This window comes from Pseudothauera rhizosphaerae, assembly GCF_004801305.1.
GTDB classification, from domain to species: Bacteria; Pseudomonadota; Gammaproteobacteria; order Burkholderiales; family Rhodocyclaceae; genus Pseudothauera; species Pseudothauera rhizosphaerae.
The window spans coordinates 1-17,382 of sequence record NZ_SSOD01000007.1 but is presented as its reverse complement, the minus strand read 5'-3'; the positions used below and the strand labels follow the sequence as shown (position 1 = coordinate 17,382).

The window sequence follows — 17,382 nt, the reverse complement described above, 5'->3', positions numbered from 1 at the left end:
GTACGGCCGGCCTTGGGTGGCCGGCCGGGGAACGCTGCTCAGAGCGTCTTCAGCGTGCCCTTGGGCAGCACCGTGGCGACGGCCTGCTTCTGCACGGCGACCACGGTGTTGGCGGCGATCTCGATCTGCACGAAGCTGTCGCCCACTTCGGCGACGCGTCCGGCGATGCCGCCGCCGGTCACCACCTCGTCACCCTTGGCCAGCGCTTCGACCATGGCCTTGTGTTCCTTGGCGCGCTTCATCTGCGGGCGGATCATCAGGAACCACAACACCACGAACATCAGGATCAGCGGCATCAGGCCGAGCAGGCCGCCCCCTTGCGCAGCGTCGGCGGCCTGGGCGTATGCGTTGGAAATCAGCACGTTTTACTCCAGAGGTTGACGTGAAACGGCCGATTATAAGGGGTAGGGGGCGGGGCGAGGGATTTTTTGCCCGGGGGAACCCGGGCGGCGGCGGGGGAGTCCGACGCGCCGGAAGAGGGCATTCGGATGATGTTCGGGTAGCATCGGGCGGGAAATCATGTCGACAGGCCCGATGTCCGGGTGTTATCCGTAGTTCAAATATGGCACGATCCATGCTGTAGTTCCCGCTTCGTTCAAAGCCCCTTCCATGCCCACATCCGAGCATCTCCTGCTGCTTCTGGTGGTGCTGCCCTTCATCGGCAGCGTCGTCGCCGCCTGCATGCCGTCCAACGCCCGCAACCGGGAGGCGTGGCTGGCCGGCCTGGTGGCGCTGATCGGCCTGCTGGTGGTGGTGTATCTGTACCAGCCGGGCGGCGGAGAGGTGCTGCACTACCGCCGCGAATGGATGCCGCTGCAGGGCGTGAGCTTCTCCCTGCGCATGGACGGGCTGGCCTGGGTGTTCGCGCTGCTGGTGCTGGGCATCGGCCTGCTGGTGGTGGTGTATGCGCGCTACTACATGTCGCCGGAAGACCCGGTGCCGCGCTTCTTCTCCTTCCTGCTCGCCTTCATGGGCTCCATGCTGGGCGTGGTGCTGTCGGGCAACCTGATCCAGCTCGTGGTGTTCTGGGAGCTCACCAGCATCACCTCCTTCCTGCTCATCGGCTACTGGCATCACCGCATCGACGCCCGCCGCGGCGCGCGCATGGCGTTCACGGTCACCGCCGCGGGCGGTCTGTGCCTGCTCGCGGGCGTGCTGATCCTGGGCCACATCGCCGGCAGCTACGAACTGGACGTGGTGCTGTCCGTGGGCCAGGCGGTCCAGGCCCACGAGTGGTACGTGCCGGCCCTGGTGCTGATCGCCCTGGGCGCGCTCACCAAGAGCGCGCAGTTCCCCTTCCATTTCTGGCTGCCGCATGCCATGGCCGCCCCCACGCCGGTGTCGTCCTACCTGCATTCGGCCACCATGGTGAAGGCCGGCGTGTTCCTGCTGATGCGCCTGTGGCCGACCCTGTCCGGCACCCCCGAATGGACCTGGATCGTGGGCGGGGCGGGGGTGTGCACGCTGCTGATCGGCGCCTTCACGGCCATCTTCCAGCACGACCTGAAGGGGCTGCTGGCCTACTCGACGATCAGCCACCTGGGCCTGATCACCCTGCTGCTCGGCATCGGCACGCCGCTGGCGATGGTGGCGGCGATCTTCCACACCATGAACCACGCCACCTTCAAAGCCTCCCTGTTCATGGCCGCGGGCATCATCGACCACGAAACCGGCACCCGCGACATGCGCGTGCTGCGCGGCCTGCACGGCGCGCTGCCGATCACCGCCACGCTGGCCATCGTGGCCAGCGGCGCGATGGCCGGGGTGCCGCTGCTCAACGGCTTCCTGTCCAAGGAAATGTTCTTCGCCGAGACGCTGCTGGTGGGCGGCGCCGAGAGCTGGTGGCTGTCGTGGGCCGCGGTGGCCATGGGCGTCTTCAGCGTGGCCTATTCGCTGCGTTTCATCAGCGTGTTCTTCGGCACGCTGCCGGACGACCTGCCGCGGGTGCCCCACGAGCCGCCGCGCTGGATGCGCTTTCCGGTGGAGTGCCTGGTGCTGCTGTGCCTGGTGGTCGGCGTGGCGCCCGGGGTGAGCGTCGGGCCGGTGCTGGAGAACGCGGTGGTGTCGGTGCTGGGCGAACGCACGCCGGACTACAACCTGGCCATGTGGCACGGCTTCAATCTGCCGCTGATGATGAGCCTGGCCGCACTGGTGGGCGGCGTGCTGTTCTACCTGCTGCTGCGGCGCTACTACGGCCTCGCGGCGCGCGAGCGCGTGCCGGTGCTGCACCGCTTCAGCGGCGCGCAGGCCTACGAGACCACCATGCTGCGCCTGTCCGCGGGCGCGGCCTGGCTGGTGAAATGGCTCGGCACCAGGCGCCTGCAGCCGCAACTGCTGCTGCTGATGCTGGCCCTGCTGGTGGTGCCGGCGCTGCTGGTGCAGCCGCTGCCGCGCCCGCGCTTCGATCCGGCCGTGCTCGCCGGCGCCGATCCGCTGTTCGCGCTGATGTGGGTCATCGGCTGCGGCTGCGCGCTGGCCGCCGCCTGGCAGGCCAAGTACCACCGCCTGGCGGCGCTGATCCTGGTCGGCGGCACTGGCATCGTCACCAGCATGACCTTCCTGTGGCTGTCGGCGCCGGACCTGGCGCTGACCCAGTTGATGGTGGAGACGGTCACCACGGTGCTGATCCTGCTCGGCCTGCGCTGGCTGCCGCCGCGCATCGTGCCGCGCGAACTGAACATCCGCATCCCGCACAGCGTCTGGCTGCGGCGCTCGCGGGACTTCACCGTGGCGGTGGCCGGCGGGCTGGCGATGGCGGTGCTGAGCTACGTGGTGCTGATGCGCCCGCAGCCGCCCAGCATCGGCGACTTCTTCCTGCTGCGCGCCCTCTCCGAGGGCGGCGGCACCAACGCGGTCAACGTGCTGCTGGTGGATTTCCGCGGCTTCGACACCATGGGCGAGATCACTGTGCTGACCATCGTCGCGCTCACCGTCTACGCGCTGCTGCGCCGCTTCCGTCCGGCGCCGGAAAGCGTCGCGCTGCCCGCCCAGCAGGAGAGCAAGATCGATCCGGCCTCCACGCAGACCCCCGCCGAGCAGGCCGAGCACGGCTACCTGCTGGTGCCCGGCGTGTATGTGCGCGCGCTGCTGCCCTTCATGGCGCTGGCCGCGGCCTACTTCTTCATGCGCGGCCACAACCTGCCGGGCGGCGGCTTCGTCGCCGGGCTGATCTTCGCGGTGGGGGTCATCGCCCAGTACATGCTCGCTGGCACCACCTGGGTGGAATCCCGTCTGCACCTGCGCCCGCAGCGCTGGATGGCGTGGGGGCTGGTGGTGGCCTGCCTGACCGGCCTGGGCGCCTGGCTGCTGGGCTATCCCTTCCTCACCAGCCATACCGCCCACCTGAACCTGCCGCTGGTGGGCGAGGTGCACGTGCCCAGCGCCTTCATGTTCGACCTCGGGGTATTCATGGTGGTGGTCGGTTCCACGATGCTGATCCTGGTCGCGCTGGCCCACCAGTCCATCCGCAGCCACCGCCTGCCCGCCGGCAGTCCGGCCGAGACGCGCGCGGCCGCAAGGCAGGAGGCCGCCTGATGGAGATCGTCATCGCGGTGGCCATCGGCGTGCTGTTCGGCTCCGGCCTGTGGCTGGTGCTGCGCCCGCGCACCTTCCAGCTCATCACCGGGCTGCTGCTGATGTCCTACGCCGTCAACCTGTTCATCTTCATCATGGGGCGGCTGTGGGTGGATGCGCCGCCGCTCACGCTGGGCGACGGCCCGCCCGATCCGTCGGCCTACGCCGATCCGCTGCCCCAGGCGCTGGTGCTGACCGCCATCGTCATCGGCTTCGCCACCACCGCGCTCTATCTCGTGGTCATGATCGGTTCGCGCGGGCTGACCGGCACCGACCACGTGGACGGCGAGGAGGGCGACGAATGAGCCTTCCTTCCTGGATGCAGCACCTGATCCTCGTGCCGGTGCTGCTGCCGCTGCTGTGCGGCGCGCTGCTGCTGCCCCTCAACGAGAGCCACCACCGTCTCAAGTACGGCGTGAACTTCGCCTCCGTGCTGGGCCTGCTCGCCACCGCACTGGTGCTGATGGGGATGGCCGACGGCGAGCAGTGGCCCACCGGCATCGGCGTCTATCTGGCCGCCAACTGGGCCGCGCCCTTCGGCATCGCGCTGGTGGCCGACCGCCTGGCCGCGCTGATGCTGCTGCTCGCCGCGGTGCTGGCGCTGGCCGCGCTGGTGTATTCGGCGCAGCGCTGGAGCCGCGTCGGCGTGCATTTCCATTCCCTGTTCCAGTTCCTGCTGATGGGCGTCAACGGCGCCTTTCTGACCCACGACCTGTTCAACCTGTTCGTCTTCTTCGAGGTCATGCTGGCGGCCTCCTACGGCCTGCTGCTGCACGGCTACAACACCACGCGCATCCGCGCCGGGCTGCAGTACATCGCCGTCAACCTGGCCGCCTCGCTGTTCTTCCTGATCGGCACGGCGCTGATCTACGCCAGCACCGGCACGCTCAACATGGCCGACCTGGCGGTGCGCGTGCCCGCGCTGACGGGCACCGACGTGGTGCTGCTGGAGGTGGGCGTGGCGGTGCTGGCGATCGCCTTCCTGGTCAAGAGCGCCATGTGGCCGCTGGGCTTCTGGCTGCCCACCACCTATGCCGCCGCCTCGCCGCCGGTGGCCGCGATGCTGGTGCTGATGACCAAGGTGGGCGCCTACGCCATCCTGCGCCTGTGGCTGCTGCTGTTCTCGGACGAGGCGGGGGCCGCCGCCGGTTTCGGCTACGAGGCGCTGCTGTGGGGCGGCATGGCCACCATCCTGTTCGGCGCCGCCGGCCTGCTGGCGAGCGAGGTGCCCGGGCGGCTGGCCGGCTACGGCGCCATCGTGTCCTCCGGCACCCTGCTGGCGGTGGTCGGCTACGGCCAGCCGGCGCTGGTCACCGCGGGGCTCTACTACCTGCTCGGCTCGACCATGGCCATGGCCGCCTTCATGCTGCTGATCGAACTCATCGAGCGCATCCGCTCGCCGGGCGCCGCGCTGCTGGCGGTGACCATGGAAGCCTTCGCCATCGAGGAAAAACCCGATGAGCCCGTCGGTGTGGGCATCCCCGGCGCGCTGGCCTTCCTCGGCCTGGCCTTCGCCGGCTGCGCGCTGATCATCGCCGGCCTACCGCCCCTGTCCGGCTTCGTGGCCAAGTTCGGCCTCTTCCATGCGCTGCTGAACTGGGGCCCCGACGCGGCGGTCACCCCCTACTCCTGGGCGCTGATGGGGCTCATCCTGTTTTCCGGGTTGGCCGCGATCATCGCGCTGATGCGCTTCGGCGTGCGCACCTTCTGGGCCGCCGGAGCGGTCATGCCGCCGCGCCTGCAGCCCACCGAGGTGCTGCCGGTCGGCCTGCTGCTGCTGCTGTGCGTAGGGCTGACGGTGGCGGCCGGGCCGGTGTTCGGCTACCTGGAGCGCACCAGCGCCGACCTGCACCGGCCCGGGCAGTACATCGACAGCGTGCTGTCGGCGCCGGTGGTGCCGGGCGTGGCGGGTGGCCGGGCGGCGAACGTGCCGGAGGTGGGGCAATGAAGCGCTGGCTGCCGTCGCCCCTGTCCTCGCTGGTGCTGTGGCTCGCGTGGCTGCTGCTCAACCAGAGCACGGAGCCGGCCCATTTGCTGCTCGGCGCCGGGCTGGCATGGGGGATTCCGTTGCTGACCCGGCGGCTGCAGCCTCATCCCCTGCTGCGCCTGGCGCGGCCCTGGGTGCTGTGCCGGCTGCTGTGGATGGCGCTGGTGGAGATCGTGCGCTCGTGCTTCAACGTCAGCCGCATCATCCTGTTCGCCAACCCCGAGGGGCTGAACTCGCAGTTCATCCGCGTGCCGCTGGACCTGCACGATCCGCACGGCCTCGCGCTGCTGTCCTGCCTGATCAATTCCACGCCGGGCACGGTGTGGGTGGAGATCCTGCCCGACGGCCACGAGCTCGCGCTGCACGTATTCGACCTGCACGACGAGCAGTGGTGGATAGACACCATCAAGACCCGCTACGAGAAACCCATCATCGAAATCTTCGAGCAAGGAGAGCGCCCGTGACGACGGTGCTGGAACTGGCGATCGGCTTCGTGCTGGTGTGCGTGATCCTGTCCATGGTGTTCTGCGCCGTGCGCCTGGTGCGCGGCCCCACCGCCCAGGACCGCGTGCTGGCGCTGGACACCCTGTGGATGTGCGCCATGCTGCTGGCCGTGGTGCTGGGCCTGCGCTTCGGCAGCCAGGTCTATTTCGAGGCGGCGATGCTGATCGCGCTGACCGGTTTCGTGTCCTCCATCGCGCTGGCCAAGTTCCTGCTGCGCGGGGAGATCATCGAATGAACGCCGCGGCCGAACTGCCCCTGTGGGCCGCCGTGCCGGTGGTGGCGCTGCTGGTGCTGGGCGGCGCCATCGTGCTGATCGGCGCGCTGGGCCTGATGCGCCTGCCCACCTTCTACCAGCGCATCCACGGCCCGGCCATCACCGTGACCCTGGGCGCCGGCTGCCTGCTGATCGCCTCGATGATCTACTTCAGCGTGCTCCAGTCGCGTCCGGTGATCCACGAACTGATCATCTCGGTGTTCATCCTGATGACCGCGCCGGTGGTGGCGATGCTGATCATGCGCGCCGCGGTGTACCGCGACCTGCGCGCCGGCAAGCGCGATACCGGCGCCATGTCCGGCGACGTGTACCACCTCCCGTCCGAGGATTAACGCTCGCCCCGCGCGGCGAGGTAGATGCCGCCCAGCAGCAGCACGAAGCCGGCCAGTTGCAGCGGCGCGAAGCCTTCGCCGAAGAACACCCAGGCCATCGCCGCGCTGCCCACCGGTTCGCCCAGCGTGACCACGGCGACGAAGGTGGCCGAGACGTGGCGCAGCGACCAGTTGTAGGCGGTGTGGCCCAGCAGTTGCGGGCCCAGCGCCATGCCGGCGAGCACGGCCCAGGCCACCACGCTGTGGCCGGTGAGGGCACTGCCCGAGATACCGCTGGCGCTCACCAGGAACAGCGCCGCCACGCCGTAGGCCAGCCAGATGTAGGCCGCCAGCCCCAGCCCGGCACGCAGGCGGCGGCCGATCAGCAGGTAGGCGGAAAAACACCAGGAACCGATCAGCGCCAGCAGGTTGCCGAAGAGCGGGTCGGCGCCCGCGCCGGCGTTCTGGCTGTCGCTCCAGAAGATCAGCAGGCTGCCGCCGAAGGAGAGCGCGATGCCGCCCAGCATCATGCGCGTGGGCGTCTCGCGGAAGAGCAGGAAGGAGGCCAGCCCGATCCACAGCGGGTTGGTGGTGACCAGCGCGGTGCTGGAGGCCACCGAGGTGTATTCCAGGGAGCTGATCCAGGTGGCGAAGTGGGCGGCGAGGAAGAGCCCGGCGGCCAGCGCCATCAGCACCTGCCGGCCGGACAGGGCGGCCAGGTCCCGGCGCGACTGCAGCAGGGCGATGGGGGTGACGGCCAGGGCGGCGATCCCCAGCCGCCAGGTGGCGACCACGAGCGAGTCCACGCCTTCGGCCTGGGCCAGGCGGGCGAAGATGGCGCCGAAGGAAATGGCGGTGAGGCCCAGGCCGAGAACGACGAAGGGCAGCCAGCGGGCGGGGGGAGTGGTGGGGGTGGGCATCTGCTTCTACGCGGGAACGGCACGGGCCGCCCCGTGACGGGACGGCCCGTGCGCATCGAGGATGGACGCGTCCGGCGGCGCGTCCGGGAACGGTCAGCGGATCAGAACGCCGGCACCACGGCGCCCTGGTACTTGTCGAGGATGAACTGCTTCACCTCCGGGGTCTGCAGCGCCTTGACCAGCTTCTGCACGGCGGGGCTGTTCCTGTTGTCCTCGCGCGTCACCAGCGTGTTCACGTAGGGCGACTCGCTGCCTTCGATGGCCAGGGCGTCCTTGCTCGGATTGAGCCTGGCTTCCAGCGCGTAGTTGGTGTTGATCAGCGCCAGGTCCACCTGGTCGAGCACGCGCGGCAGGGTGGCCGCTTCCAGTTCGCGGATCTTGATGCCCTTTGGGTTGGCGGCGATGTCCTTCTGGGTGGCGAGGATGTTGGTGGAGTCCTTGAGCTTGATCACGCCCGCCTTCTCCAGCAGCAGCAGCGCGCGGCCGCCGTTGGTGGCGTCGTTGGGGATCACCACGCTGGCGCCCTGGGGCAGGTCGGCGATGTTGCCGATCTTGCGCGAGTAGGCGCCGAAGGGTTCCACGTGCACGCCGGCCACGCTGACCAGCTTCGTGCCCTTGCTCTTGTTGAATTCGTCCAGGTAGGGCTGGTGCTGGAAGAAGTTGGCGTCCAGGCGCTTCTCCGCCACCTGCACGTTGGGCTGCACGTAGTCGGTGAACACCTTGACGTTGAGGGTGACGCCTTCCTTCGCCAGGGCCGGTTTGACGAACTCCAGGATTTCGGCGTGGGGCACGGCGGTGGCGGCCACGCTCAGGGTGTCGGCGGCGTGGACGGAGAAGCCGGCAATGGCGGCCAGGGCGGTCAGCAGTTTCTTCATGGTTTTTCCTCTCGTGGAGTGTGTTGCAAGGGAGCGGGACTACTTGCGGGAAAAATGCACCACCAGCCGGTCGCCGATGGACTGCAGGATCTGCACGATGACCAGCAGCAGGACCACGGTGACGATCATCACGTCGGTCTGGAAGCGCTGGTAGCCGAAGCGGATGGCGAGGTCGCCCAGCCCGCCGGCGCCCACCACGCCGGCCATGGCGGTGTAGGACACCAGGGCGATGGCGGTGATGGTGATGGCGGCGATGATGCCGGGGCGCGCCTCGGGCAGCAGGGCGTCGAGGACGATCTCGCGGGTGGTGGCACCCATGGCCTGGCTGGCCTCGATGATGCCCCGGTCCACCTCCCGCAGCGCGGTCTCCACCAGGCGCGCGAAGAAGGGCGTGGCGCCGGCCACCAGCGGTGGAATGGCGCCGGCCACGCCCAGGGAGGTGCCGGTGATCAGCACCGTGACCGGGATCATGACGATCAGCAGGATGATGAAGGGCAGCGAGCGCAGGGCGTTGACGACGACCGACAGCAGGCCGTACAGGCCGCGCCGCTCGAACATCTGGCGCGGCCCGGTGAGGAACAGCAGCACGCCCAGGGGCAGGCCGAACAGCACGGTGAACAGCAGGGAGCCGCCCAGCATCAGCAGGGTGTCCAGCGTGGCCTGCCAGATTTCCACCGGATCGAGGTTGGCGAACAGGGCGTTCATGGCCGCAGCACCTCCAGATGCACGTCGGCCTCGCCCAGGCGGCGCTGGGCGGCCTCCACGTCGCCGCCGATCAGGGCGATGGTGAGCTGGCCGTAGGGGGTGTCCTTGATGTGGTCGATGCGCCCGGCGAGGATGCTGTAGTCCACCCCGGTCTCGCGCGCCACCGTGCCCAGCAGCGGGGCGTAGGTGGCGTCGCCGCGGAAGGTCAGGCGCAGGATGCGGCCGCCCACGTGGGCGAAATCCTGCAGTTGCTCGTGTTCGTCCACCTGCTCCGCTTCGAGCACGAAGCGGCGCGTGGTGGGATGCCGGGGGTGGAGGAAGACGTCCCCGACCGTGCCCTGCTCGACGATGGCGCCGGCGTCCATCACCGCCACGCGGTCGCACACGCGGCGGATCACGTCCATCTCGTGGGTGATCAGCACGATGGTGAGCCCCAGTTCGCGGTTGATGTCGGACAGCAGTTGCAGCACCTGGGTGGTGGTCTGCGGATCGAGGGCGCTGGTGGCCTCGTCGCAGAGCAGGATCCGGGGCTCGGTGGCCAGCGCGCGGGCGATGCCGACGCGCTGCTTCTGGCCGCCGGACAGTTGCGCCGGATACTTGCGCGCGTGCGCCTCCAGCCCCACCCGCGCCAGCAGGGCATCGACCCGCTCGGCGATCTGCGCCTTGCTGCGGCCGCCGGCGAACTTGAGGGGCAGGCCGATGTTCTCCGCCACGGTCTTGGACGAGAGCAGGTTGAAGTGCTGGAAGATCATCCCCACGCGCTGGCGGAAGGCGCGCAGGCCGGCGGGGTCCAGCGCGGTGACGTCCTCGCCGTCCACCACGATGCGCCCGTCGGAAGGTTCTTCCAGCCGGTTGATGAGTCGCAGCAGGGTGCTCTTGCCGGCGCCGGAATGGCCGATCAGGCCGAACACCTCCCCCTGTTCGACGAACAGGTCGGTGGGCCGCACCGCGGGAATGTCGCGCCCGTCCAGCCGGTAAGTCTTGCCAACCTGTTTCAGTTCGATCACGCCGAGCTTCCTGCCGGTGCCACCCGGCGTGCGCCGGGTTGACGAAGCGCCGAGTCTACCCGGGCGGGTAGCGGGCGCAAGAACGATCTATGCATATGGATATCAGTCTGCGCGCTGACGCGGGGCGGCGGTGCGCCCCGCGCCGGAGCGGGGCTCAGCCGTGCGCGCCGCCTTCCAGGTAGGCCGCGCGCACCTCCGGGCTCGCCAGTAGTTCCGCGCCGCTGCCCGCCAGGGTGATCTCGCCGTGCTGCAGCACGTAGCCCCGGTGCGCCACCCGCAGCGCCTGGTTGGCGTTCTGCTCCACCAGCAGAATGGTCATGCCGTGGTCCCGGTTTAGTTCCCGGACGATCTGGAAGATCTTGCGGATGTAGATGGGTGCCAGGCCCAGGGAGGGTTCGTCCAGCAGCAGCAGCTTGGGCCGGCTCATCAGCGCGCGGCCGATGGCGAGCATCTGCTGCTCGCCGCCGGAGAGCGTGCCGGCGCGCTGGTTCTGGCGTTCCTGCAGGATGGGGAACATGGCATACACGCGGGCGATGTCCGCCTCGTAGTTGGCCGGATCGGCCTGGGCCGCGCCCATCTGCAGGTTCTCCAGCACCGTCATGCGCGGGAAGATGCGCCGGCCTTCGGGCACCAGGGCGATGCCGCGGCGGGCGATCTCGTGGGTGGTGAGCCGGGTGATGTCCTCGCCGTCGAACACGATGCGCCCGGCGCTGGCCCTTGGGTTGCCGAACAGGCTCATCATCAGCGTGGACTTGCCGGCCCCGTTGGCGCCGATCAGGGTGACGATCTCGCCCACCTGCACCGACACGTCGATGCCGCGCAGGGCGTGGATGTGGCCGTAGTGGGCGTGCACGCCTTCCATGGTCAGCATCATGACGTGCTCTCCTCCATGACGCCGGCTTCCTCGTCCTCGCCCAGGTAGGCCTTGATCACGTGCGGATCGTTCTGCACCGCGGCGGGCGTGCCTTCGGCGATCTTGCGGCCGTAGTTGATCACGCAGATATGGTCGGAGACGTTCATCACCACGCTCATGTCGTGTTCGATCAGCAGGATGGCGATGCCGAGTTCGCCGCACAGGTAGGTGAGCAGTGCGTTGAGTTCGGCGGATTCGCGCGGGTTGAGGCCGGCGGCCGGTTCGTCCAGGCACAGCAGCACCGGGTCCACGCACAGGGCGCGGGCGATCTCGATGCGGCGCTGGATGCCGTAGGGCAGGGCGCCCGCGGCGTGGTCCGCGTATTGCGTGAGCTGCAGGCGCTCCAGCCAGGTGGCGGCGCGCTCGACCGCGTCGCGCTCGGCCTTGCGGTAGCCGGGCAGGGCGAGCAGGCCGGCGACGGAGAACTTCGATGCGCGCTGCAGCACGTTGTGCTGGGCGACGATGAGGTTCTCCAGCACCGTCATCTTGGGGAACAGGCGGATGTTCTGGAAGGTGCGCACCACCTGGGCGTCCCGCGCCACGCGGTGGCTGGGCAGGGCCTCCAGGCGCAGGTCGCCGCGGGTGGGGTGGGCCAGCACCAGGCTGCCGAAAGTGGGCTTGTAGAAGCCGGTCAGGCAGTTGAACAGCGTGGTCTTGCCGGCGCCGTTGGGGCCGATGATGCCGGTGATGCTGCCGGCGGGTACTTCCAGCGACAGGTCGTCGATGGCGGTGAGGCCGCCGAAGCGCATGCTCAGGTTGCGGACGGACAGCAAGGTGCTCATTGCTCACCTCCCGCCGCCTTGGCAAGACGCAACGTGGGTTCCCGGTGGGCCAGCAGGCCGCCCGGCCGCCACACCATGATCAGCACCATGGCCAGGCCGAACAGCAGCATGCGGTATTCGGCGAAGTTGCGCCCGAACTCGGGGATCAACACCAGCAGCGTGGCCGCCAGCACCACGCCCATCTGCGAGCCCATGCCGCCCAGCACGACGATGGCGAGGATGATGGCCGACTCCGTGAACACGAAGCTTTCCGGTGAGACGAAGCCCTGGCGCGCGGCGAAGAACACCCCGGCGAAGCCGCCCAGCATGGCGCCGATGGCGAAGGCCGAGAGCTTGATGTGGGTGGTGTTCATGCCCATCGCCTTGCAGGCGATCTCGTCCTCCCGCAGGGCCTCCCAGGCGCGCCCCACCGGCAGCTTGCGCAGGCGCGAGACGAAGGCATGGGTGAGCAGGGCCAGCACCAGGATCAGGTAGTAGAGGAAGATCAGCCGGTGCATGGCGGAGAATTCCAGGCCGAAGAAGCTGGCGAAGCTGTGCCCGCCTTCCGGCGCGCTGCGGGTGAACGCCAGGCCGAAGAAGCTGGGCCGGGGAATGGAGCCGATGCCGTTGGGGCCGCCGGAGAACTCGGTCCAGTTCACCAGGATGACGCGGATGATCTCGCCGAAGCCCAGCGTGACGATGGCCAGGTAATCCCCGCGCAGGCGCAGGATGGGGTAGCCGAGCAGGATGCCGAAGCCGGCCGCGATGGCGCCCGCGACCGGCAGCGCCTCCCAGAAGCTCCAGCCGTATTGCGTGGACAGCAGCGCGTAGGCGTAGGCGCCCACCGCGTAGAAGGCCACGTAGCCCAGGTCGAGCAGGCCCGCGAGGCCCACCACCACGTTGAGGCCCCAGCCCAGCATCACGTAGATCAGCACCGTGGTGGCGGTATCCACCACGTAGCGGTTGTCGGAGAAGGCGATGGGCAGCGCCACGGCGGCGCCCAGCGCGATCCAGCCCAGCACGTTGGCGATGGTCTGGGTGCGGCTGATTGCGCTGCCGGCGCGCTGGCGGCTGGCCTTGCGCGCGGCCAGGCGGTCGAAGGCCCAGCGCAGGGCGAGGCGGCCGCCGAAGGCCACGGCGACCGCGGCAGCGAGCAGGCCGAAGCGGGTGTTCACCGCCAGCCGGCCGCCCACGTCCACGGTGGTGAGGCCGATCAGCGGAACGCCGAGGATGAAGGCGACGAAGGCGATCCAGCCCGCGTCGCGCAGGCGCTCGGCCGGGGTCATGCCATGGGCGGCGAAGACGACGGTGCTCATCAGACCTTCTCCACTTCAGGCCGGCCCAGCAGGCCCGAGGGGCGCAGCATCAGCACCAGGCACAGGATGCCGAAGGTGGCCACGTCCTTGTATTCCGCCCACAGGTAGGCGGCCCAGAAGGATTCGATGAGGCCGATCAGCAGGCCCCCCAGCATGGCGCCCGGCAGTGAGCCGATGCCCCCCAGCACCGCGGCGGTGAAGGCCTTGATGCCGGCCAGGAAGCCGATGAAGAAATCCACCACGCCGTAGTACACCGTGACCATCACCCCGGCCACCGCGGCCAGGGCCGCGCCCAGCATGAAGGTGAGGGAGATGGTGCGGTCCACGTTCACCCCCAGCAGGGCCGCCATGGTGCGGTCCTGCTCGCAGGCGCGCTGCTGCCGGCCGAAGGGGGTCTGGGTGATCATCCAGGTGAAGGCGATCATCAGCACCACGGTGGTGACGATGATCAGCAACTGGCTCCAGCCGATCTGCACCGTGAAGGCCGGCGTGCTCCACAGTTGCACGCCGCCTTCGATGACCGGCGGGATGGGCTTCACGCGCGCGCCCTGGGTGAGCTGCACCGCGTTCTGCAGGAAGATGGACATGCCGATGGCCGAGATCAGCGGGGCCAGCCGGGTGGAACCGCGCAGCGGGCGGTAGGCGGTGCGCTCCACCGCCCAGCCGTAGGCCGAGGTGAAGAAGAGCGCCACGATGAGCACGAAGGTCAGCGCCAGCGGTATGGAGGTGACGTCCGCGGCCGCGAGCAGCGTGAAGGCGGTGACCGCGATGAACGCGCTCACCATGAAGATGTCGCCGTGGGCGAAGTTGATCATGCCGATGATGCCGTACACCATCGTGTAGCCGATCGCGATGAGGCCGTACATGGCACCCAGCGTCAGGCCGTTGATGAGTTGTTGCAGTGCGTAGGCCACGCTCGTCTCCTGCTGTGGCGCGCACGACGGCCGCCCGTTCATGGCGGGCGGCCGTGCGCAGAGGGAAGGTCGTTATGGTGTGGGGTGTGGGAGCGGGCTTGCCCGCGATGCGGCGTCCGGTATGCGGAACAAACGCATCGCGGCCAAGGCCGCTCCTACCGGGCGTAGTCGTACTGGCCGCCCTGCCAGCGATAGACCACGAAGCCCGGCGCCTTCTGGTCGCCCTTGGCGTCGAAGGACAGGTCGCCGATCACGGTCTTGAAGCTGCCGTTGCGCAGGGCCTTCTCCAGGTCCGCGTACTTGGTGCTCCTGGCGCCGTTGGCGGCCTGTTCGAAGAGCTGCAGGGCGGCGTAGGCGTAGAGCACGTAGCCTTCCGGCTCCACCTTGGCGGCGCGGAACTTCTCCACCACCGGGGCGGCGTCCGGGTTCTTGCGCGGGTCCGGCGAGAAGGTGAACAGCACGTTGTCCGCGGCGGGGCCGGCGGCGGTGACCAGTTCCGAGTTGGTCATGGTGTCGCCGCTCATCACCGTGAGCTTGAGGCCGGCGGCCTGGGCCTGGCGCAGGATCAGCGCGACCTCGGTGTGGTAGCCGCCGTAGGCCATCACTTCCACGCCCGCCTGCTTGAGCTTGGTGACCAGGCCCGAGTAGTCCTTCTCGCCGGCGGTGATGGATTCGCGCAGGGTGGGCTTCACGCCCTTGGCTTCGACGGCCTTGGCCATCTCGTCCGCCAGGCCCTTGCCGTAGGCGCTCTTGTCGTCCACCACGGCCACCTTCTTGCCCTTGAAGTGGTCGGCGATGTAGCCGCCGGCGACCAGGCCCTGCTGGTCGTCGCGGCCCATGATGCGGAAGATGTTGTTCAGGCCGCGCTCGGTCACCTGCGGGTTGGTGGACACGGTGGCCATGGGGATGTCGGCCTCGTTGTACACCTCGGAGGCGGGGATGGTGGAGCTGGAACACCAGTGGCCGTGCATGAACACGATGTTCTTGTTCACCATGGTGTTGGCCACGGACACGGCCTGCTTGGGATCGCAGGCGTCGTCGCCCACTTCCAGCTTCAGCTTCTCGCCCAGCACGCCGCCGCGCGCGTTGATGTCGGCGATGGCCAATTCGGCGCCGCGCCGGATCTGGTCGCCGACCGAGGCGTACTGGCCGGTCATGGGGCCGGCGATGGCCACCGACAAATCGGCCAGGCTGGTCTGGGAATAGGCGCCGAGCGCCAGGCAGGCGGTGGCGAGCAGGGTTTTCTTCATGAATCCTCTCCTTTCGACAGTGGTGGAAGCTTCAGGGCAGTCCGCACGCCACGGCGTGGCGTTCGTGCCCGGCTACGATAAGCAGTTTTCTTCTTCTTGCCATTCGTGATGCCCCTAACAACGGGCCGCCTGCGGAGCGGGGCGTCTCTCCGCAGGCGGGGTTTTCAGCGGTTCTTCCCCTCCATCAGGCCCCCATCGCCATCAGGCTGGCATTGCCGCCGGCGGCGGCGGTGTTCACGCTCAGGGTGCGCTCATGCACCAGGCGGGCGGGGTCGTATTCCGGCTCGGGGCGCAGCAGGCCGACGATGGGGCCGGGACGGGCGGCCAGGCGCACCCGCCAGGCGTCGGCCTCGGCGTCCGGGCCGTCGAAGAGCAGGGCGCCGAATCCGGCCTGTTCCCAGTTCGCCGAGCGTTCCACGCGGGCGGCCAGGGGCGTGGGCAGGGCGGAAACGAGCTTGCGGGTGATGTCGTTGTCGTCCATCAGCAGGCGGTTGCCGGTGGCGAGCGCGGCCAGCACCTGGTGCAGGCGCGCCGCACTGCCGCTGGCCACGCCGGCGACGAGGCCGCGGGGCACGAAGGCGATGCTGTCGTCCTCGCCGGTGGGGCCGGGCAGGGTGAGGCGCAGGCCGTCGATGCGCCGCGCCCGGTAGGCGTCCAGGCGGTCCCGCAGCACGGCGATGTCGTCCCCTTCGAGGAGCGCCCGGCCCTCCCGCTCCAGCCAGTCGGCGAACAGGGTCAGCGCCGGCTGTTCGTCGCCGGCCGGGCGCTCGAAGCGCGGCCCCGGCGTGCGGGCGAGCAGGCGGTGCAGGTAGAGCGGACCGCCGGCCTTGGGGCCGGTGCCGGACAGGCCTTCGCCGCCGAAGGGCTGCACGCCCACCACCGCGCCGATCATGTTGCGGTTCACGTACAGGTTGCCCACGTGGGCGCGGTCCACCACCCTCGCGATGGTCTCGTCGATGCGCGTGTGTATGCCCATGGTCAGACCGTAGCCGCTGGCGTTGATGGCGTCCACCAGGCTTTCCAGGTCGCGCTCCCGGTAGCGCAGCACGTGCAGCACGGGGCCGAACTGTTCCCGTTCCAGGCGGGCGAAGCCGTCGATCTCGATGAGGGTGGGGGCGACGAAGGTGCCGTTCGCGCACTCGTCCGGCAGCGGCAGGCGGGAGACGCGGCAGCCCGCGGCCTGCATGGCCGCCACGTGGGCTTCCAGGCCCGCCCGGGCGTCGGCATCGATCACCGGACCCACGTCCCGGCGCACGTCGGCCGGGTCGCCCACGGTGAGTTCCCGCGCCGCGCCCTGCAGCATTTCCACCATGCCGTCGGCCACGTCCTCCTGCACGCACAGCACCCGCAGCGCGGAGCAGCGCTGGCCGGCGGAGTCGAAGCTGGAGGCGAGCACGTCGGCCACCACCTGCTCGGGGAGTGCCGTGGAATCCACGATCATGGCGTTCTGCCCGCCGGTCTCCGCGATCAGCGGCACGTTGCCGCCGCGGGCGGCCAGGCTGCGGTTGATGAGCGCGGAGACCTCGGTGGAGCCGGTGAACATCACGCCGCGCACGCGGGGGTCGGCCACCAGCGCGGCGCCCACGGTCTCGCCGCGGCCGGGCAGCAGTTGCAGCGCGGCGGGGGGGATGCCGGCCTCGTGCAGCAGGCGCACGGCGGCGGCGGCGATGAGCGGGGTCTGTTCCGCCGGCTTGGCGAGCACCGGGTTGCCGGCGGCCAGGGCCGCGGCCACCTGGCCGGTGAAGATGGCGAGCGGGAAGTTCCACGGGCTGATGCACACCACCGGGCCGAGGGGCACGTGGGTGCCGTTGTCGAAGGCCCGCGCCTGGGCGGCGTAGTAGCGGCAGAAATCCACTGCCTCGCGCAGTTCGGCCACCGCGTTGGCCCAGGTCTTGCCGGCTTCGCGCACGGCCAGCGCCAGCAGGCGGTCGCCGTCGCGCTCCAGCAGGTCGGCGGCGCGTTCCAGGCTTGCGGCGCGCTCGGCCGGCGGCACGGCGGCCCAGGCGGGTGCGCCGGCCGTGGCGGCGGCCAGCGCGGCTTCCACCTCGGCGCTGCCGGCTTCCACCACGTGG

General features: G+C 69.5%; 16 protein-coding genes and 1 pseudogene. 6 read left to right on the top strand and 11 right to left on the bottom strand.

Annotated elements, in window-relative coordinates; genetic code table 11:
• Window positions 1-38 precede the first annotated feature (38 nt).
• Entirely contained in the window at window positions 39-362 is a 324-nt protein-coding gene (gene yajC, locus E6O51_RS10095; RefSeq protein ID WP_136384874.1) for a preprotein translocase subunit YajC, read from the bottom strand.
• 247 nt (window positions 363-609) lie between these two features.
• Here yajC and E6O51_RS10090 point away from each other — a divergent pair, with 247 nt between their 5' ends.
• From E6O51_RS10090 to mnhG, 6 genes are read left to right on the top strand one after another with little or no spacing between them, the layout of a single operon-like run.
• Window positions 610-3,534 carry a monovalent cation/H+ antiporter subunit A gene (locus E6O51_RS10090; RefSeq protein WP_136384873.1) on the top strand — a complete coding sequence of 975 codons (2,925 nt, stop codon included), beginning with the start codon at window positions 610-612 and terminating at the stop codon, window positions 3,532-3,534.
• Window positions 3,534-3,878, top strand: coding sequence for a Na+/H+ antiporter subunit C (locus E6O51_RS10085; protein ID WP_136384872.1), 345 nt, complete (start codon window positions 3,534-3,536; stop codon window positions 3,876-3,878). Before E6O51_RS10090 ends, E6O51_RS10085 begins: the two co-directional genes overlap by 1 nt.
• Complete coding sequence (locus tag E6O51_RS10080) at window positions 3,875-5,521, top strand: monovalent cation/H+ antiporter subunit D (RefSeq protein ID WP_136384871.1); 1,647 nt, start codon at window positions 3,875-3,877, stop codon at window positions 5,519-5,521. Before E6O51_RS10085 ends, E6O51_RS10080 begins: the two co-directional genes overlap by 4 nt.
• Window positions 5,518-6,024, top strand: a complete 507-nt coding sequence (locus E6O51_RS10075) for a Na+/H+ antiporter subunit E (RefSeq protein ID WP_136384870.1) — start codon at window positions 5,518-5,520, stop codon at window positions 6,022-6,024. Before E6O51_RS10080 ends, E6O51_RS10075 begins: the two co-directional genes overlap by 4 nt.
• Window positions 6,021-6,299 (top strand): K+/H+ antiporter subunit F, encoded by a 279-nt coding sequence (locus tag E6O51_RS10070; RefSeq protein WP_136384869.1) that lies wholly within the window; start codon window positions 6,021-6,023, stop codon window positions 6,297-6,299. Before E6O51_RS10075 ends, E6O51_RS10070 begins: the two co-directional genes overlap by 4 nt.
• On the top strand, window positions 6,296-6,670 hold the full coding sequence (mnhG, locus tag E6O51_RS10065) for a monovalent cation/H(+) antiporter subunit G (RefSeq protein ID WP_136384868.1): 375 nt from the start codon (window positions 6,296-6,298) through the stop codon (window positions 6,668-6,670). The genes E6O51_RS10070 and mnhG overlap by 4 nt, the downstream gene beginning before the upstream one ends.
• Here the strand turns inward: mnhG and E6O51_RS10060 are convergent.
• The 10 genes and pseudogenes from E6O51_RS10060 to E6O51_RS10015 all read right to left on the bottom strand — a co-directional run.
• Entirely contained in the window at window positions 6,667-7,569 is a 903-nt protein-coding gene (locus E6O51_RS10060; RefSeq protein WP_136384867.1) for a DMT family transporter, read from the bottom strand. The genes mnhG and E6O51_RS10060 overlap by 4 nt on opposite strands.
• 101 nt (window positions 7,570-7,670) lie before the next feature.
• Window positions 7,671-8,444: a MetQ/NlpA family ABC transporter substrate-binding protein gene (locus E6O51_RS10055; protein WP_136384866.1), complete on the bottom strand. Its 774-nt coding sequence runs from the start codon at window positions 8,442-8,444 to the stop codon at window positions 7,671-7,673.
• A 39-nt stretch (window positions 8,445-8,483) separates the two neighbouring features.
• On the bottom strand, window positions 8,484-9,149 hold the full coding sequence (locus E6O51_RS10050) for a methionine ABC transporter permease (protein WP_136384865.1): 666 nt from the start codon (window positions 9,147-9,149) through the stop codon (window positions 8,484-8,486).
• On the bottom strand, window positions 9,146-10,156 hold the full coding sequence (locus E6O51_RS10045; RefSeq protein WP_136384864.1) for a methionine ABC transporter ATP-binding protein: 1,011 nt from the start codon (window positions 10,154-10,156) through the stop codon (window positions 9,146-9,148). Before E6O51_RS10045 ends, E6O51_RS10050 begins: the two co-directional genes overlap by 4 nt.
• Window positions 10,157-10,310: 154 nt before the next feature.
• Complete coding sequence (locus tag E6O51_RS10040; RefSeq protein ID WP_136385070.1) at window positions 10,311-11,027, bottom strand: ABC transporter ATP-binding protein; 717 nt, start codon at window positions 11,025-11,027, stop codon at window positions 10,311-10,313.
• Window positions 11,027-11,851: an ABC transporter ATP-binding protein gene (locus E6O51_RS10035; RefSeq protein WP_136384863.1), complete on the bottom strand. Its 825-nt coding sequence runs from the start codon at window positions 11,849-11,851 to the stop codon at window positions 11,027-11,029. Before E6O51_RS10035 ends, E6O51_RS10040 begins: the two co-directional genes overlap by 1 nt.
• The gene (gene livM, locus E6O51_RS10030) at window positions 11,848-13,146 is read right to left on the bottom strand and encodes a high-affinity branched-chain amino acid ABC transporter permease LivM (protein ID WP_136384862.1); all 1,299 of its coding nucleotides are present in this window, start codon (window positions 13,144-13,146) and stop codon (window positions 11,848-11,850) included. Before livM ends, E6O51_RS10035 begins: the two co-directional genes overlap by 4 nt.
• Window positions 13,146-14,060, bottom strand: coding sequence for an ABC transporter permease subunit (locus E6O51_RS10025; RefSeq protein ID WP_136384861.1), 915 nt, complete (start codon window positions 14,058-14,060; stop codon window positions 13,146-13,148). Before E6O51_RS10025 ends, livM begins: the two co-directional genes overlap by 1 nt.
• Window positions 14,061-14,215: 155 nt before the next feature.
• Window positions 14,216-15,319, bottom strand: a pseudogene (locus tag E6O51_RS10020) (branched-chain amino acid ABC transporter substrate-binding protein); the annotation flags it as partial.
• Between the two features lie 175 nt (window positions 15,320-15,494).
• Window positions 15,495-17,382 (bottom strand): L-glutamate gamma-semialdehyde dehydrogenase (locus tag E6O51_RS10015; RefSeq protein ID WP_136384859.1); only part of this gene is annotated, 1,888 nt, incomplete at its 5' end.

Bases quoted from the DNA above. Each gene is read 5' to 3' on its own strand.
- E6O51_RS10090 (WP_136384873.1), top strand. From the start codon at position 610: ATGCCCACATCCGAGCATCTCCTGCTGCTTCTGGTGGTGCTGCCCTTC.
- E6O51_RS10085 (WP_136384872.1), top strand. From the start codon at position 3,534: ATGGAGATCGTCATCGCGGTGGCCATCGGCGTGCTGTTCGGCTCCGGC.
- E6O51_RS10080 (WP_136384871.1), top strand. From the start codon at position 3,875: ATGAGCCTTCCTTCCTGGATGCAGCACCTGATCCTCGTGCCGGTGCTG.
- E6O51_RS10075 (WP_136384870.1), top strand. From the start codon at position 5,518: ATGAAGCGCTGGCTGCCGTCGCCCCTGTCCTCGCTGGTGCTGTGGCTC.
- mnhG (WP_136384868.1), top strand. From the start codon at position 6,296: ATGAACGCCGCGGCCGAACTGCCCCTGTGGGCCGCCGTGCCGGTGGTG.
- E6O51_RS10060 (WP_136384867.1), bottom strand. From the start codon at position 7,569: ATGCCCACCCCCACCACTCCCCCCGCCCGCTGGCTGCCCTTCGTCGTT.
- E6O51_RS10055 (WP_136384866.1), bottom strand. From the start codon at position 8,444: ATGAAGAAACTGCTGACCGCCCTGGCCGCCATTGCCGGCTTCTCCGTC.
- E6O51_RS10050 (WP_136384865.1), bottom strand. From the start codon at position 9,149: ATGAACGCCCTGTTCGCCAACCTCGATCCGGTGGAAATCTGGCAGGCC.
- E6O51_RS10040 (WP_136385070.1), bottom strand. From the start codon at position 11,027: ATGCTGACCATGGAAGGCGTGCACGCCCACTACGGCCACATCCACGCC.
- E6O51_RS10035 (WP_136384863.1), bottom strand. From the start codon at position 11,851: ATGAGCACCTTGCTGTCCGTCCGCAACCTGAGCATGCGCTTCGGCGGC.
- livM (WP_136384862.1), bottom strand. From the start codon at position 13,146: ATGAGCACCGTCGTCTTCGCCGCCCATGGCATGACCCCGGCCGAGCGC.